Origin of the sequence: Flavivirga jejuensis, from assembly GCF_030540765.1 — a bacterium.
GTDB classification, from domain to species: Bacteria; Bacteroidota; Bacteroidia; order Flavobacteriales; family Flavobacteriaceae; genus Flavivirga; species Flavivirga jejuensis.
This window is the reverse complement of the sequence record NZ_JAUOEL010000002.1, coordinates 168,079-183,707: the sequence shown is the minus strand read 5'-3', so window position 1 is coordinate 183,707 and position 15,629 is coordinate 168,079. Positions and strand designations below refer to the sequence as shown.

General features: G+C 32.4%; 11 protein-coding genes and 1 pseudogene. 9 read left to right on the top strand and 3 right to left on the bottom strand.

What is annotated here, in order from left to right; genetic code table 11:
• The first annotated feature begins 523 nt into the window (after positions 1 to 523).
• From Q4Q40_RS05915 to Q4Q40_RS05895, 5 genes and pseudogenes are all read left to right on the top strand, one after another.
• Positions 524 to 1,556: pseudogene (locus Q4Q40_RS05915) on the top strand (IS1595 family transposase).
• A 65-nt stretch (positions 1,557 to 1,621) separates the two neighbouring features.
• Positions 1,622 to 1,864, top strand: a complete 243-nt coding sequence (locus tag Q4Q40_RS05910) for a hypothetical protein (protein WP_303300832.1) — start codon at positions 1,622 to 1,624, stop codon at positions 1,862 to 1,864.
• A gap of 253 nt (positions 1,865 to 2,117) precedes the next feature.
• Positions 2,118 to 2,399, top strand: coding sequence for an EF-hand domain-containing protein (locus Q4Q40_RS05905; RefSeq protein ID WP_303300831.1), 282 nt, complete (start codon positions 2,118 to 2,120; stop codon positions 2,397 to 2,399).
• Between the two features lie 68 nt (positions 2,400 to 2,467).
• Positions 2,468 to 4,897 carry an outer membrane beta-barrel family protein gene (locus Q4Q40_RS05900; RefSeq protein ID WP_303300830.1) on the top strand — a complete coding sequence of 810 codons (2,430 nt, stop codon included), beginning with the start codon at positions 2,468 to 2,470 and terminating at the stop codon, positions 4,895 to 4,897.
• 51 nt (positions 4,898 to 4,948) lie between these two features.
• Positions 4,949 to 6,715: a M16 family metallopeptidase gene (locus Q4Q40_RS05895; RefSeq protein WP_303300829.1), complete on the top strand. Its 1,767-nt coding sequence runs from the start codon at positions 4,949 to 4,951 to the stop codon at positions 6,713 to 6,715.
• Between the two features lie 74 nt (positions 6,716 to 6,789).
• Here Q4Q40_RS05895 and Q4Q40_RS05890 read toward each other — a convergent pair whose 3' ends face one another.
• The 3 genes from Q4Q40_RS05890 to rhaD all read right to left on the bottom strand — a co-directional run bounded on the left by Q4Q40_RS05890 (position 6,790) and on the right by rhaD (position 10,868).
• On the bottom strand, positions 6,790 to 8,109 hold the full coding sequence (locus Q4Q40_RS05890) for an FGGY family carbohydrate kinase (RefSeq protein ID WP_303300828.1): 1,320 nt from the start codon (positions 8,107 to 8,109) through the stop codon (positions 6,790 to 6,792).
• Positions 8,110 to 8,257: 148 nt separating this feature from the next.
• Positions 8,258 to 10,045 carry an L-fucose isomerase gene (locus tag Q4Q40_RS05885; protein WP_303300827.1) on the bottom strand — a complete coding sequence of 596 codons (1,788 nt, stop codon included), beginning with the start codon at positions 10,043 to 10,045 and terminating at the stop codon, positions 8,258 to 8,260.
• A gap of 19 nt (positions 10,046 to 10,064) precedes the next feature.
• On the bottom strand, positions 10,065 to 10,868 hold the full coding sequence (gene rhaD, locus Q4Q40_RS05880) for a rhamnulose-1-phosphate aldolase (RefSeq protein ID WP_303300826.1): 804 nt from the start codon (positions 10,866 to 10,868) through the stop codon (positions 10,065 to 10,067).
• A 106-nt stretch (positions 10,869 to 10,974) separates the two neighbouring features.
• Here rhaD and Q4Q40_RS05875 point away from each other — a divergent pair, with 106 nt between their 5' ends.
• From Q4Q40_RS05875 to Q4Q40_RS05860, 4 genes are all read left to right on the top strand, one after another.
• The gene (locus Q4Q40_RS05875) at positions 10,975 to 11,874 is read left to right on the top strand and encodes an AraC family transcriptional regulator (protein WP_303300825.1); all 900 of its coding nucleotides are present in this window, start codon (positions 10,975 to 10,977) and stop codon (positions 11,872 to 11,874) included.
• A 489-nt stretch (positions 11,875 to 12,363) separates the two neighbouring features.
• On the top strand, positions 12,364 to 13,803 hold the full coding sequence (aldA, locus tag Q4Q40_RS05870; protein ID WP_303300823.1) for an aldehyde dehydrogenase: 1,440 nt from the start codon (positions 12,364 to 12,366) through the stop codon (positions 13,801 to 13,803).
• A gap of 734 nt (positions 13,804 to 14,537) precedes the next feature.
• The gene (locus Q4Q40_RS05865; protein WP_303300822.1) at positions 14,538 to 14,867 is read left to right on the top strand and encodes an L-rhamnose mutarotase; all 330 of its coding nucleotides are present in this window, start codon (positions 14,538 to 14,540) and stop codon (positions 14,865 to 14,867) included.
• Positions 14,868 to 14,876: 9 nt separating this feature from the next.
• Complete coding sequence (locus Q4Q40_RS05860) at positions 14,877 to 15,614, top strand: (Fe-S)-binding protein (protein ID WP_303300821.1); 738 nt, start codon at positions 14,877 to 14,879, stop codon at positions 15,612 to 15,614.
• Positions 15,615 to 15,629: the final 15 nt, after the last annotated feature.

Sequence of the window (15,629 nt, the reverse complement as noted above, 5' to 3'; positions counted from 1 at the left end):
GAATAAGGTTAATAATATGATAGAAACGAGTTTGTAAAGTCCTCTTTTTAAAGGGGAAAAAATAACCATTAACCCTAATAGAAGCATTAACGAATTCAACCAAAAAAGAGTACCTGACATTTTTCCAAAAGAAATGATAGCCATTACTAATGCTGTAATATAAAATATAACACCTATGGCCTTTGTTACCAGAGTATTAGTTTGAATCCACTTTTCAATAATCAGGTTTTGGCTTAACACCACTTTTTTTGAAGTATTATATAGAAAAAAACTTCCTAAGAAAGTGAATAATAGACTGCTTGTTATCATTTTATGTTTTCAATATCAATTTGGGTTAAAAACACCTGTCTTTATTTAGAATAAATAAAAATAGTATATATTTGCTGCAAATTTATTAAGAATGATTCTAAACAAAAAACAAATTCCAGGTTTTTTTAAGTGAATTTTTAGTGTTTTGAAAGAGAGATAGTTACTTGTTTGTTAGGCTCTAGTTTAATTGAGCTATTATTTGTATATTTATGTTATGGATTTACTAAAAATGAAGCAAGGTTTATCTAGTCTTTCAGAAGCAGAAAGGCTGGAATTACTAAAGGAATTGGAACAGTTATCGGTTCATTCTGTTACCGCTCCAAAGAGTCAGGATTCAAGACGCTTTTTGTTAGACAATAAGTTGGGTTGTTGCGCGCATTGTTCTCACCCGAAATATGTAAAATTCGGAATAGATAAAGGTTCACAGCGTTATAAATGTAAATCATGTAATCGAAGCTTTACGGAGTACACAGGTACTTGGATGGCAGGATTACAAAGGAAAGATAAAATTGATGACTACCTTGCTTTGATGTTGCAAGAGAAAAGTTTAGATAATATAAAGGAAGCCCTTTCAATAAATAAGAAAACAGCTTTTGACTGGCGCCATAAGATATTAGCATCCTTATCAGAAAACGATAAAGATGATTTTACTGGCATTACAGAAAGTGACGAAACCTTCTTTCTAAACTCAGAAAAGGGAAGGTCAGTGACACATCGTGAACCAAGAAAGCGAGGAGGCAGCTCTAAAACAAGAGGCATAAGTAACGACCAAGTCGCCGTATAGTAACACAGGACAGGAAATCAATTTTAGATCTCACAGTTGCTACTATGGGCAGATTAAAGAAAATAGATATTGAAAATGCTATTGGTGGCAGAATAAAACCAAATCAAACTATTCTCTGCAGCGATGCTCATGTAAGTTATAAGGGGTTTGCAATAGATAATGACATTGAACATCTGCACTCAAGGCAATTATAAAACAACGTGTCAAAAACAGGGTATATCATATTCAGCACGTCAACTCTACTCACAATAGGCTTAAGAAATGGATTGATAATACGTTTTTGGGAGTGTCAACCAAATATCTCCAGCAATATTTAAATTGGTATCGTATCAAAGAAAAACTAAAACATAGAAATGATAAGCTAAACGCTTTCATTAATAAAGTATCTGAAGATATTAAGGCATATCAAAAATATCAAAATATTGGATTGAAATATGAAAAATTAATTTCAACGCAGTTTTAAACTAGAGCCATTTAGAACTCTATTTTTTTAGTGAAATATTTAGGCCGTCCCAAATCTTAACAATTATGGCATTGAGAAAGTACATCAATAGAGTGGAACAATTAGATCAACTAATTAGATTAGAATCTACTGGAACCCCAGAAGAATGTGCGAAAAAGCTAAATATTTCTAAACGAAGTTTATACGTTTTAATTGATGAACTAAAAACAGATTTTAAATGTCCCATAGCCTATAGTAGAAGTAAACGTAGTTATATATATACTAAAAAAGGTAAGATTTCTAATCTTGCATTTGAAGTCAAATCTTAGTGATTATAAGAAAAAATATATGTTTTATTTCGTAGTGCTTTATTTCTGCACAACTAATATTTAGTTTTAAGGTAATGAAAAAACCTCTGATTAAGAGCTAATTAGATCTAAACAGTTCGACATGTCTAACCTTAAAATTTACCTGCTAATGAGATAAAGTATATAACAAATATACCAGAGGATTGTGTTGCAAAAGTAATATACCTCGTCGATTTTACAATAACATATTTTTAATAATTTAAATTTTAAAATCATGAAAAAAATAATAGTTTTTAGTGCAATGTTATTTATCATTTTCTCAGTTTTTGCAATGCCTTCACCAAAGCTCTCCTCCTCAGTTTCTGTATCGGATTGTATAAGCTTAGAAGGAGCTGACATAAATGGTGATGGCCTTTTGTCATATGCTGAAATTCTAACAGTGTGTCCTACGTTCCCTGTACTTTTATTTAATGCTGCAGACACTAATGGAGATGGTTTACTTGACCAAGATGAAGTTGATGTGGCCTGTAAAGCAGGATTGTTTTATGGATGTTGATTTGTTAATAACCAATATAGAGTTTACTAAAAAAGAACAATTCTATGTTGGTTAATTTTTAATATTTTATGAGTATAACCTATAAAGGATTCTTTATAATTAGTTTGTTATTAATCCAACAAGCACATACACAAATAAATCCAGATTCTTTTGAATCAAACAAAAATATAATAATAGTTAGAAGCAAAATACTTGATACCAAAAACGCTTACATACCATATGCAAATATTGTTTTTATAAACTTAAAAACTGAAGATAAGGCAGGTGTTATTAGTAATGAAGATGATGGGGTTTTCTCCATTGAATTAATCCCAGGAGAATACATCGTACAAATCAGTGTTTTAGGCTATTCAAAATACACAAAAAACTATCATTTTTTTAAAGATACTGTATTAAAGGATATCGTACTTCAAGAGCAAAATGAGCAGCTGGATGAAGTCATAATAAAAGGAGATATCTCAAAAAACATAAAACATAGTGCTACTAGTATGACGATTAACATACAAAATGACACTTTGTATAAAAAAATATCGGCAGCAGATATATTACCCCTACTTCCTGGCGTACAAATTGATCAAGAAGGTAGTGTTACTCTGGAAGGTGAACCAGTAACTTTTTTGATGAATGGTAAACGACAACGCATGTCATCCGATATCCTTATGATGCTTTTAGAAAGTATTCAAGGCGATGGACTAAAAAGCGTAGAACTCATTAATACACCTTCTGCTAAATATAGCGGAAGGATTAAAAAAGTGATAGACATCAATTTAAAAAAACAACGAGAAGATGGTATAGTAGGCTCTGTGTCAACAAGAGTTAACAATGCAGATTTTTCAATTATGCCTCTTATTTCAATTAATTATAAAACAGGCAAGTTTGTTTTTACAGTTTCATCAATGCCCTATTTTTATTCTAAAAGAACAACATCTTTCTTTACAAACAGGCAATTACTAGATAATAGTTTATCCTTTGATGATGAACAAGAAAATTTAAGAAAATCCACTAATAGTTTTAATGAATTTGGGGTTGATTATACCATTAATAAAAAGCATTCAGTATCGGTTGGCATAAGTTTAGATAATGGCAACAATGAATCAGGTATAGATTATATAACCAATCAGTTTGCTTTTGAGGCGTTAACCAATCAACAATTTACCACTAATGCTAATAAAACCCATAATGATGGTTATACACTTGATTTTGGATACCGCTATGATATAGGAGAACAAGGAGCACGTTTAGATTTTGCTAGTAGTTATGGTGAAAACACATTAGACAGTGACCTTTTAAATGAAAACGAACTGATTGATGTTAGTGATGATACAACCGTTTATGAAAACAACAGGGATGGTCAGAATCAAAAAAACAAACAATTTAGCAGTCGTTTAGATTATGTATTATCATTAAAAGACAAAAAAGGAAAATTTGAATCGGGGATTAAGTATGATGATTTATCTATTACCGATGCTAATATATTTGAAAGTTTCAATACCGATACTAATGTGTATAACATAGACACTGATTTTACAAATTCCTTTGAATATAATGAGCAAGTCTACACGAGTTACGCCAGTTTTGATTCTAGCCATAAAAAACTAAAATACTCTTTAGGATTAAGGTTAGAACATGTTGAAACACAAAGTTTTTCAGAAACAACTAACCAAACATTCAATAATACATTTAGTAATATTTTACCAGTCATCTCATTAAAATATATGACTAATGAAAAGCAAACGAGCAACATTAGTCTATCATATAGAAAAGGGTATAACCTTCCTCCTTATATACAATTAAACCCCTTTGAGACCTTTGTGAATTCTAATACTATAAAAAGAGGTAATCCAGAACTTACTCAGAACATATATCACCTATTAAGGTTGAGTCATACCATAAATAATAAATATTTTTTCACATTAAATGCCAATTTTTATACCAATCTATTTCAAACTACTCAAATATTGGAAGATGACATAACTGTTATATCCTATCAAAATTTAGGAAAAAGATCTTTATATAAAGCAAGTTTTAGTACAACACTTAATCTATATGCTTGGTGGCGATTAAATGTAAATTCCATGTTTAACTATAGTGTTTTAAAAAGTATGAGTGTAGATAATAGTATTTTTACATGGGTGACTCCTACAACTAATACATTTACTTTACCTAATAATTATATAATAAATCTAAGCACCTATTTTTCTAATGGTGATTCAAGTGGTTTAGATACTCCTAATAGTTTTTTAAGAGTTTCTACAAGCATATCACTATCCAAACGCTTTTTTAGTAATAAGCTTTCTACACGAATTGGTATATCAGATATTTTTGGAGCGACTAATAAAAATGAAAGTAGCTACATTATAGATAATACCAGTTATTCAAGTAGGGTTTTAATACAAAACCCTAGGATTAGTTTTAGGGCTTCATACAACTTCTCATCAGGTAAAAAGGTAAATAAAAAAGCTAAAAAGTCAAGTGCAGTAGATGGCTCTCGATTTTAATTAAATATAAATAGAAAGAATTAATAAATAACAACTATAAAAGCATCAACAATGAAATATCTCAATACAGTGTTAGTAGCATTCTTTTTTCTAAGTATGTGCAGCCTCTCAGCACAGTCAAAACTATTAGACTTTACAAATCTTGAAAAAGAAATCCCTATAGACCCATCTGTAAAAATGGGCAAGCTAAGCAATGGGCTTACGTACTATTTAAAGCATAATGAAAAACCAAAAAATAAAGCAGAGTTGCGACTTGTTTTAAAGGCAGGTTCTATTTTAGAGGACGAGGACCAATTAGGATTAGCACATTTTATAGAACACATGGCGTTTAATGGCACCAAAAACTTCCCTAAAAATGAGCTTATCGATTATTTACAAAGTCTTGGTATTGAGTTTGGAGCCGATTTAAATGCCCATACCAGTTTTGATGAAACCGTATATAAATTATCGGTGCCTACAGACGAAGCCACGTTTAACACCAGTTTACAAGTATTACGCGATTGGGCAGATGGTATTACATTTTCTGATGAAGAAATAGATAACGAAAGAGGTATTGTAGCCGAAGAACTAAGGGCTAGAAGTGGCGCAGGCATGCGTATGTATTATCAATCTATACCCGAGCTTACTAATAATTCTAGATATGCAGAAAGAGCACCCATAGGAACTTTAGATGTTTTAATGCATGCTAAGTACGATGCATTGAAACGCTATTATAGAGATTGGTACCGACCAGATTTAATGGCATTGATGTTAGTGGGTGATTTTGATGTAGCTGAAGTTGAAACCAAAATAAAAAAGGTGTTTGAAAGCATTAAACCAGTAACCCATCCAAAAGAAAGAATTTACTATAAAATTCCAGAAAATCAAGAGCCTAAAATATCTATAATTTCAGATAAAGAAGCAAAGGGTGTTAGCGTTTCTATATATATAAAGAAAGAAGAAAAAGAGCTGGTTACTTTAAACGATTACAAACAGGAACTTCTAAAAAAGCTATATACAGGCATGTTACGCCAAAGACTCTCTGAAGTACAATTAATGCCAGAGGCCCCATTTCTATCAGCCAGTGTAGGGATTGGTAATTTTTTAAGCAACATGGATTGTTATTATTTAAGAGCTACACTTAAAGAAGACCGGGTTGAAGATGGTATTGATGCCTTACTTACAGAAAGTGAGCGCGCAAAACAATATGGTTTTACAACTACTGAATTAGAGCGTTATAAAGAACTTTTACTAAATAATGCCGATATACGTAGAAAAGAGACTGGAAAATTGTCTTCAAAAGCATATTACATAGATAAGTATATCGATCATTTTACAGATAAGACTCCAATTCCTAGCGACACATTTATATACGAATTTTATAAGGCTATCTTACCAAGTATTCAAGTTGAAGATGTTAATAACATGGCTCCAGAATGGATAAGAAAAGACAATACCGCTGTAGTAATAAAAGCGATAGAAAAAGAAGCTTTGGTATTGACCACTAAAACTAAAGTTCTCGAAATAGTGCAAAATACAGCATTAAAAGAGATAGCACCTTATAAAGACATGCTTGGTGATGTAAAGCTAATGTATGTAAAGCCAAAACCTGGAAAAATTAAAAAAACGGAATATAATAAAAAGATAGATGTTACCACTTGGACATTAGCAAATGGCATCACAGTAATAGCAAAGCCAACACCATTTCAAAATGATTTAATTAATATGTCTGGTTTTAGACTGGGAGGAAGCTCTGTGGCTCCAGATTCTTTATATGTGTCGGCAAGATATGCTGGTAATATTGTTGGAAGCAGTGCAGAAAAAATCCCCTCAACTTGATGGCATTGGGCAAGTCTTGGGGATTGTTAGTTTTAAGATTTTTTATAATAAATTGTTTGTTGCGCTTGACAATGTTATTTGTTTAAATAATCTTTCATCAGTATTGCGGCTCCTAGAGCACTGGCATTTTTACCTTTTGGAAATTGGATACTTTGATTTGGCATCATTTGATTAAGATATTCAACAAAAATGTCATTTTTATTAAAACCACCAGATATGTAAACATTCTTAAGATTATTTTTAGAATCTAAAATACGGTGTAAACCCTTATGAACTCGATCTGTGATTTCGAAAATAAGCTGATAATAAGCAAGTTCATAACTTTTAAAATTGTTAAGTTGCTCTAAATTACCTTTAAAATCATCAGCAATAGTATTAGAAAAAAATGTAGACTCACGTCTAGATAAAATATCTGAACAAAGTTCTTTATTCAGCTTTAACTCTAAATAATGGTTTTTATCAACTTCAAAATAATCACTTAAAGCTATAGCATTCACTTCATGTACGCGCCCTAAAAATTGCATCGAAGATTTAATTTGTTTTTTATCGGGAGTCAAAAAACACAAGCAATCATTTTTTAATTGATCAGCAGTTAATGTTTCTTTACTAAATGGATTCATACAAATAATCCAAGTACCAGTAGAAAGCAAAATAAATTCGTCATCAGAATTTTCTTGACTCTCTAATAAAGGTATGATAGATGAAGAACTATCATGTAACCCTTTACCAATAAATATTTCTTGACCATTAACTAACGATAAAGCAGCGCTTTTTCCAGGTTTAGGATCTGGTAAACTAATGTTTTCATCAACTAACCAATCGTGATATTGCATGGCATCATAGTTCCAGGTGGCAGTATGCGCTCCAACTGATGTGAAATCTGCTGTTAGTTTATTAGAAAATAAATAACTTAAATATTGGGGATAGTGTAAAATGGCATCAACTTTATTCCAAAAATGAGGTTTGCTATGTTTTAGCCAATACATTTGTAAGCCAGAGTTTAACATCCCATAAGCTGGTGAGGCCGTTTTTCTGGAAAACTCTTCAACACCACCATTAGTGTCATAAAACGGAGTAAAATCAATTTCTAACGGCTTTAAATAGTTATAAAGAGGCGTTATTCTATTACCATCTTTATCTAAATAAACTAAAGTGGCTCCATGTGTTGAGAAATTGATGGCCTTTACGGTAAATTCCTTTTTATCCTGAATGGCTTTAATTTCATTTTGAATCCAATTTTCAATAGATTCTATATCATCACATGGATAATTGTCATCATCTTCAACTTCTTCAAAACGTATAGAATTTTTGTAAACTACATCAAAATTCTCATCGAATAAGAATATTTTTTTATTGGTTTTACCAATATCGAAAACCGCTATAACCTTTTTCATGTATTTAAAATTTAGATAGGATAAACTGTCCCTTAGTTTAAATAACCTAAGAGACAGTTTATTTGGGTGATTGTAGGGGGGAATTTAAAAACTTATAAAAAGACTAACTTAAAATAATTTATAAATTCCTATTTAAGATAGGTGCTGTTTATGATTTAAACCCATATAGAGGGCCATAAGTAGCACAGGCTTTATAATCTGCAGATTCTAAGTTTTCTCCATAAGCAGACCATGCGCTTGGACGGAAAACATCATCATCAGAAACGTTGTGCATATTAACAGGAATTCTTAATAAAGATGCTAATGAAATTAAATCAGCACCAATATGACCATGAGAAATAGCACCATGATTTGCGCCCCATTTAGCCATTACAGAATAAACATCTTTAAAGAAACCTTTTCCAGTAACTCTTGGTACAAACCAAGTGGTAGGCCATGTAGGGTTTGTTCTTTCGTCTAATACTGTATGAATGTCTTCAGGTAACTCTACACTCCATCCTTCAACAATCTGTAATACAGGTCCGATGCCTTTTACAAGATTGATTCTACACATGGTTAATGGCATGGTACCTTTGGTTTTAAATTGAGAAGAAAAACCACCTCCTCTAAAGTACTCAGCAATGGCAGCAGGCCATTTTGTATTATCTAAACATTTTTGGGCTTCTTCCTCAGTAATATCCCAATAAGGTTTCATTGTAGGATTGCCTTCTGCATCCGACTGTTGAGCCGTAGCATCTAGTGTTGTAGAACCAGAGTTGATTAAATGAATGATCCCATCTTTTGCGATGCCAGTTAATTTTTTTCCTGTAACCCGTTCAACAGACTCTGGGCTCCAATACGTTCTTACATCCGAGAATATTTGAGCTGTATTGGTTAATAAATGACCAAATAACATAGAAACAGCATTTAAACAATCATTTTCTGTAGCAAAAACAAAGGCTTGACGGATACCATTCCAATCGAAAGATGAGTTCAATATCGATTCAGTAAAATCGGCATTTGGTTGGTAATCTGTCCATTGGCGTTGTCCTTGGAAACCACCCATAATGGCATTTCTTCCTTTAGATTCTTCGCCAAAACCTAATGCTTTTAATTTCGGGTTTCCAACCATTAAATCACGACAAATAAGCGTCATTTTAATAACCTTTTCCCATTCTTTATCTTTTACTTCAGCCGATTTTTGAGCTTCAGGACTGTTGTAATCCTTACCTTCTTTACAGTTTGCTTTGGTCCAGGCTAATGCTTTTTTGTATTCTTCTTTATCGTAAATCCCTTCGTCCATTCTACGTAATAACTCAACAGACTCTACAAATTCTGCTCGAACACCAAAATAGTCTTGTAAAAAGTTAACATCTACCATAGAACCAGCAATTCCCATAGAACTGTAACCTATTGATAAATATGATTTACCTTTCATTTGTGCCACTGCTAATCCTGCTTTGGCAAAACGCAATAATTTTTCTTCCACATCTTTAGGGATGCTCATATCGCCAGCATCTTGAACTTCTCGTCCGTAAATACCGAAAGCAGGCAATCCTTTTTGAGAATATCCTGCCAATGCAGCTGCTAAATACACAGCTCCAGGTCTTTCAGTACCGTTAAAACCCCAAACAGCTTTAGGTAATAATGGGTCGGTATCCATAACTTCGGTACCGTAACACCAGCAAGGAGTAACTGTTAATGATACTTCAACACCTTCTTTTTTAAATTTATCAGCACAAGCGGCAGCATCTGCAACACCACCAATAGTAGTATCAGCGATAACACATTCTACTTTTTCACCACTTGGAAATCGTAAGTTGGTCTCAATTAATTTGGCCGCAGCTTTCGCCATGTCCATACATTGTACTTCTAAAGATTCTCTTACTCCAAGTTCACGTCCATCAATTACTGGACGAATTCCTATTTTAGGTAGTCTTCCTATTAATCTATTCATTATGTTTTTATTTAGTGGTTTATGTGAATTGTTCCAATTCCTTTAATTGTTCATTGGAGAGACCTGCTGGTTTAAACCCTGCTGCCCAACTCATTAATAATAGTTTAGCTCCTTTATTGGCTACATCTAAATAATCCCATGCTTTTTCTACATCTTCACCTGTGGTTGTAGCGCCATGTTTTTCCCAAAGTGAAATGTTTCTGTTTTTAAAAGCTTCAATAGTAACTTTAGCCAATGCAGGGGTACTAGACAGTGCATAAGGAGTACAATGAATTCCTTTTGGTACAAATACACGTACCTCTGGGCACATCATCCATATTTGTCTGTTTAATTCTTCTTCGTCACTAAATAAAGGATGGTGACTCATAACAATTAATTCTGGCGGATGTGTGTGTACAATAGCTAAATGTGTTGGGTTGTTTTCTGTATTGAACAGGTGAATGCTAGAATGCGAAATTAATTCACAAGTAGGACCAAAAGCCTCTCTTTTTCCTCCCCAAATAATAGTATAGCCTGTGGCTTCTTCATTAATATATAAAATACAAGCAGCTTCTTCAATGTCGTCTATTAAACTTCTTAAGTAGCAGCCTGTGCCAGTAATAAATAAAACATACCCTCCAGTGCCTTTTGGAAAATCGAAAGGAGTAAATGTTTGATTTTTAGTTTTTTTAATAATGTCCTCTTTTTTAAAAAAGGAAGTCAGGTTCATAGAAATGTTTCCTGCATTTCTTTCTGCCCATTCTCTTTGCCATAAATAACCAGCAATTTTAGAGATTTTTTTTAGTTCTTTTTCTACTTCAACGGGAAGTTTTATATCACTCATGAAAGATAATTTTAATTATTCTTGAAGTGTAAATTTAGTATATGTTGTAAAATAAATAGATATTCAAAATTTGTATATTTGTGTATAATTTAAACATAGCTTGTTAATGAAATTTGTAAATAAGATTGAGTTGGGGGATCCTTCGTCAAAAAAACAAAATTTTATAGATGTTAAATTAAAGATGTTGTGTTGTAGGTATTGGTCCTTAGATTTATGGGATTGTCATGACATGGTATTTCCCTTTTGGAGAATTTATTGGAATAAAAATGAAGGCGGAGAGTTAACACTTCAGGACACTGTTTATAAAATGGATCCAAATTATTTATATATCATTTCTCCTTTTACTTCATTTTCTACTCGTTATTTAAAAAACCATAACTACAAGTCTGGTATTCATGTTTCAGGGAAGCATTTATCAGAAAGGCATGATGGGGCTTATTTTGAAAACAAATCTCTAATACATTTTTTTACACATTTTAAGCTTGGAACACCGTTTGATAATGTGTTTCCTGGGATTTTTAAAATTGAACTCACCGAGCATCTAAAAGGGCGATTGGTTTATTTAACAGAGCGTTTAAAAATTGAAAACCATGACTTTAAGCTCACTTTTAATTTGAAGTTGCAGTCTTTTGTTAAAGAAGTCATTTCCAATATAGGTTCAGAGTTATGGAAAACAATCAATATTGACGATCGCGTACTAACCGTGCACCGTTTTATTGAAGCCAATATTAATAAAAAGCTTAGTAACTCAGAATTAGCCGCCATAGTAAACATGGCGCCAAATTCGTTTGCAAGGTTATTTAAGGAAGAAATGAGTATTACTTTGCACAATTTTATTCAAAATAGAAAAATAGCTAAAGCATGTGAAGTTTTTGAGCATACCAATGAAACCATAGAAGGTATTTCCTTTAGACTAGGTTTTTCAGATAGGTATCATTTTTCGAGGGTTTTTAAAGCTATAACTGGAATTTCACCTGCCCTTTATAAATCGGGTAAATATACATAGGAGTATTTTCTACTAGACTTTAATAAGGCTTGTATTGCGTAGCGAATGTGTATTGGTCTCAAATGTAGTTAAAACTAAGTGCTTTAGTGTATTTCGTTTTCAAGCTTATAAAAACTTTTGAAGCGAATTCATACGAATTCAGTTTTACCATGTTTATTATTCTACATTTCGATATGTTACGAAGTAGGCTTTTAGTCTGCCAAAGCAAATCTATGGACTCCCAATCTGTAGTAGCTTATTATAGTCTTATGCTTAATACTCATTAATTAATTGAATACCCACATAAACCAATTTATGTTTAAATTATACATAAAGTAGATTGTTATGGATAAATATTTTGCTTTTTTAATTTAATAACTTTGTGATTCGACTATTAACTTTTTCAAAAGGCGAAAATTTAGATTTTTTAATTTAAATGCTTGTTTGTAGTAAATATTAAATAAGTAAAGCCCTTTTGTTATTGTATAAACTAAAATTAAAATACTAATTATGAAAGAATTTAATCAATACATTAATGGGAGGTTTGTAAAATCAACCTCTTCTGAAATGTCAGAAGTTTTAAACCCTTGTACAGAAGAGGTTTTGTCTCTTATTCCTAAGGGATCGGTAACAGATGCAAATAATGCTCTAGAGGCTGCCCAAGCATCACAACATGGATGGAACGCTCTTACTGCGATAGAAAGAGCTAGCTATTTACATAAAATGGCTGACGTTATTCGAGAAAACAGAGTGTTTTTAGCCGAAACTTTAGCTAAAGAACAAGCAAAGGTAATTGGTTTGGCTCAAGTTGAAATTGATGTTACTGCAGATTACTATGACTATAATGCAGGATGGGCAAGAAGAATTGAAGGAGAAATTATTCAAAGTGATCGTAAAAAAGAACATATTTTTTTACACAAAGCACCTATTGGAGTAGCTGTTGGAATCTGTCCTTGGAACTTTCCGTTTTTTGTAGCAGCTCGTAAAATAGCACCATCGTTGGTTACAGGTAATACATGTGTTCTTAAACCAAGTTGTGTGGCTCCAAATACTATTATGGAATTTGCTAAGTTAATTGAGAATATTGGCCTTCCAGCTGGTGTTTTAAATTTTGTTTTAGGAAAAGGAACTATTATTGGTAATGCATTAACAAAAAGCCCAATTACTGGTATAGTAAGTTTAACGGGTAGCGTATTTGCAGGTCAAAAAATAATGGAAGCTGCTGCCGAAAACATTACAAAAGTATCCTTAGAGTTAGGTGGTAAAGCACCAGCAATTGTTTGTGCAGATGCCGATATGGATTTAGCAGTAAATGCAGTTGTTTCTTCAAGAGTTATTTATAGCGGACAAGTTTGTAATTGTGCGGAACGTGTTTATGTAGAGGATTCTGTCTATGACGAGTTTATGGAAAAAGTGTCTAAAAAAATGTCTGAAGTAAAAGTAGAAGATGTTTTTTCAGATAACAATCCAGATATGAGTAGTATGGTGTCTAAAGACCAACTAGATAAAGTTTCTGAAATGGTTGAGTACGCTAAAAAAGAAGGCGCTGAAGTTGTAGTAGGTGGTGGTCATTCAACTAACTTTGACCGCGGATATTATTACCAACCAACACTTTTAACTAATGTAACACAAAATATGCAAATTGTTCAGGAAGAAGTTTTCGGACCTGTTTTACCTGTATTGAAGTTTGGAGATTTAGATGAAGCAATAGCACTAGCAAATGATTGTGAATATGGATTAACATCTTCTATATTTTCTGAGAATTTCAATAAAGTAATGCATGCATGCGATCAATTAGAATTTGGGGAAACTTATGTGAATAGAGAGCATTTTGAAGCTATTCAAGGTTTCCATGCAGGATGGAAAAAATCTGGATTAGGTGGTGCCGATGGAAAACATGGTATGGAAGAATACTTGCAAACTAAAGTGATCTACGCTCAATATAGATAGTTTTAGAAACTGTTTAAGTTTTGTTTTTGGAGTTAGTTTGGTTGGATTACGTTCTCAGTCAAGGCAAAATAAATGCGAATAGCATTATTATTTAAAGAAATTTTGCTGCAGAGAATAAGGGCTTAAGACGACAAAATAAACTAAAAGATAAAATTTGAACAATTTCTTAGTTAAAGAAGTGATTTAAATTTTTTTCGATGGGCTACAAAATGCTCTTTTTACTTCATTGAAAAAGTTTAAATCACTTTTAAAACGTCTTTAATCTAAAAATTCTCCGACCCTTGGGTCGGGGTTTCCAATTAACCTCTCCTTTGGAGGAGAGGTCAGAACTGCAAAAAAAGGCAGTTCTGGGTGAGGCAAAATAACAAAATTCGATTTTTGCCTCTATAAAGGCAAAATGAAACTGGCGAAATACCCCTATGGCTTGCCTCGGGGATAGTCAGTTTTAAGAATTTTTTTATTGTTTTCAACTGTATTATGGTATTGTCCTTTAGCGGTTTAACAGAAGAAGATTCAATATTAGGTGCAGCTGGTTTGGGAATGGTCATTGTAGGTGGCGAATTAATACCTATTTTGCAAGGTCTAATTAATAGGCAAGAAAACAATAGGAACATTTTCAGTAGTGAATATATCATTTTTGTTACCTTTTATATGCTTTTGTTTTATAGCTATTTATGGTTACAGAACTTTAAAAACTCACAATTGAACTCGTTTTTAACAAAGAAAATAAACTAATGAAAAGGCATTGTTTCTCACTAGACTTAAAAGAAGAGGAAAAATTAATTACTGAATACAAAGAATATCACACAAAAGTTTGGCCAGAAATTGTTGAAAGTATAAAAGACTCAGGCATTATAAACTTAGAAATATATTTGATTGAAAATAGATTGTTTATGATTATGGAGGTAAATGATTCTTTTTCTTTTGAAGACAAAGCAAAAAAAGATAAAGAGAATCTAAAAGTTCAAGAATGGGAAACACTCATGTGGACATATCAAAAATCACTTCCAACGGCAAAACCAGGTGAAAAATGGATGCTAATGGAAAAAATATATGAATTATAAAAAAGGATTATGCTAGTAGGATTATTTATTCCTTGTTACATCAATCAATTGTATCCACAGGTAGGAAAAGCAACATTAGAGCTTTTAGAAAAACTTAATGTAGAAGTAGTATATCCTTCGGGGCAAACCTGTTGCGGTCAGCCTATGGCTAATTCTGGATATGAATATGAATCGTTAGGAACGTGTACTAATTTTGTTGAAAAATTTAAGGAGTTTGATTATATCGTTACGCCATCTGGGAGTTGTGCGTACCATGTAAAAAAACATTATGATATTCTTCCAGAATCGGAAGAAGTAACTAAAGTGCGAAATAATATTTACGAATTATGCGATTTTTTAGTAAATGTGCTCAAAGTTAAAAACGTTGGCGCTCGTTTTCCTTATAAAGTGGGAATTCATAAAAGTTGTCATGGTTTACGAGGATTACGACTGGGATCTTGTTCAGAAAAGGTTACAGAAACGTATTCTTATATAGGTGAATTACTTAATGAAGTTACTGATGTCGAAATAATTGAATTAACAAGACCAGATGAGTGTTGTGGATTTGGAGGTACGTTTGCTGTTACAGAAGAAGCCATTTCTGTTAAAATGGGAAAAGATAGAGTTCAAGATCATTTAGATAATGGCGCAGAAGTAATTACAGCTACAGATACCTCTTGCTTAATGCACTTAGAAGGTTTAGTTACAAGAAATAAACAACCATTAAAAATACGTCATATCGCTGAGATTTTGAACAGTATTGAGTGATTAAAAAACAAAAAA

Excerpts from the sequence above, each read along its gene's own strand:
- aldA (WP_303300823.1), top strand. The coding sequence starts at position 12,364 with ATGAAAGAATTTAATCAATACATTAATGGGAGGTTTGTAAAATCAACC.
- Q4Q40_RS05900 (WP_303300830.1), top strand. The coding sequence starts at position 2,468 with ATGAGTATAACCTATAAAGGATTCTTTATAATTAGTTTGTTATTAATC.
- Q4Q40_RS05890 (WP_303300828.1), bottom strand. The coding sequence starts at position 8,109 with ATGAAAAAGGTTATAGCGGTTTTCGATATTGGTAAAACCAATAAAAAA.
- Q4Q40_RS05895 (WP_303300829.1), top strand. The coding sequence starts at position 4,949 with ATGAAATATCTCAATACAGTGTTAGTAGCATTCTTTTTTCTAAGTATG.
- Q4Q40_RS05910 (WP_303300832.1), top strand. The coding sequence starts at position 1,622 with ATGGCATTGAGAAAGTACATCAATAGAGTGGAACAATTAGATCAACTA.
- Q4Q40_RS05905 (WP_303300831.1), top strand. The coding sequence starts at position 2,118 with ATGAAAAAAATAATAGTTTTTAGTGCAATGTTATTTATCATTTTCTCA.
- Q4Q40_RS05865 (WP_303300822.1), top strand. The coding sequence starts at position 14,538 with ATGAAAAGGCATTGTTTCTCACTAGACTTAAAAGAAGAGGAAAAATTA.
- rhaD (WP_303300826.1), bottom strand. The coding sequence starts at position 10,868 with ATGAGTGATATAAAACTTCCCGTTGAAGTAGAAAAAGAACTAAAAAAA.
- Q4Q40_RS05860 (WP_303300821.1), top strand. The coding sequence starts at position 14,877 with ATGCTAGTAGGATTATTTATTCCTTGTTACATCAATCAATTGTATCCA.
- Q4Q40_RS05875 (WP_303300825.1), top strand. The coding sequence starts at position 10,975 with ATGAAATTTGTAAATAAGATTGAGTTGGGGGATCCTTCGTCAAAAAAA.
- Q4Q40_RS05885 (WP_303300827.1), bottom strand. The coding sequence starts at position 10,045 with ATGAATAGATTAATAGGAAGACTACCTAAAATAGGAATTCGTCCAGTA.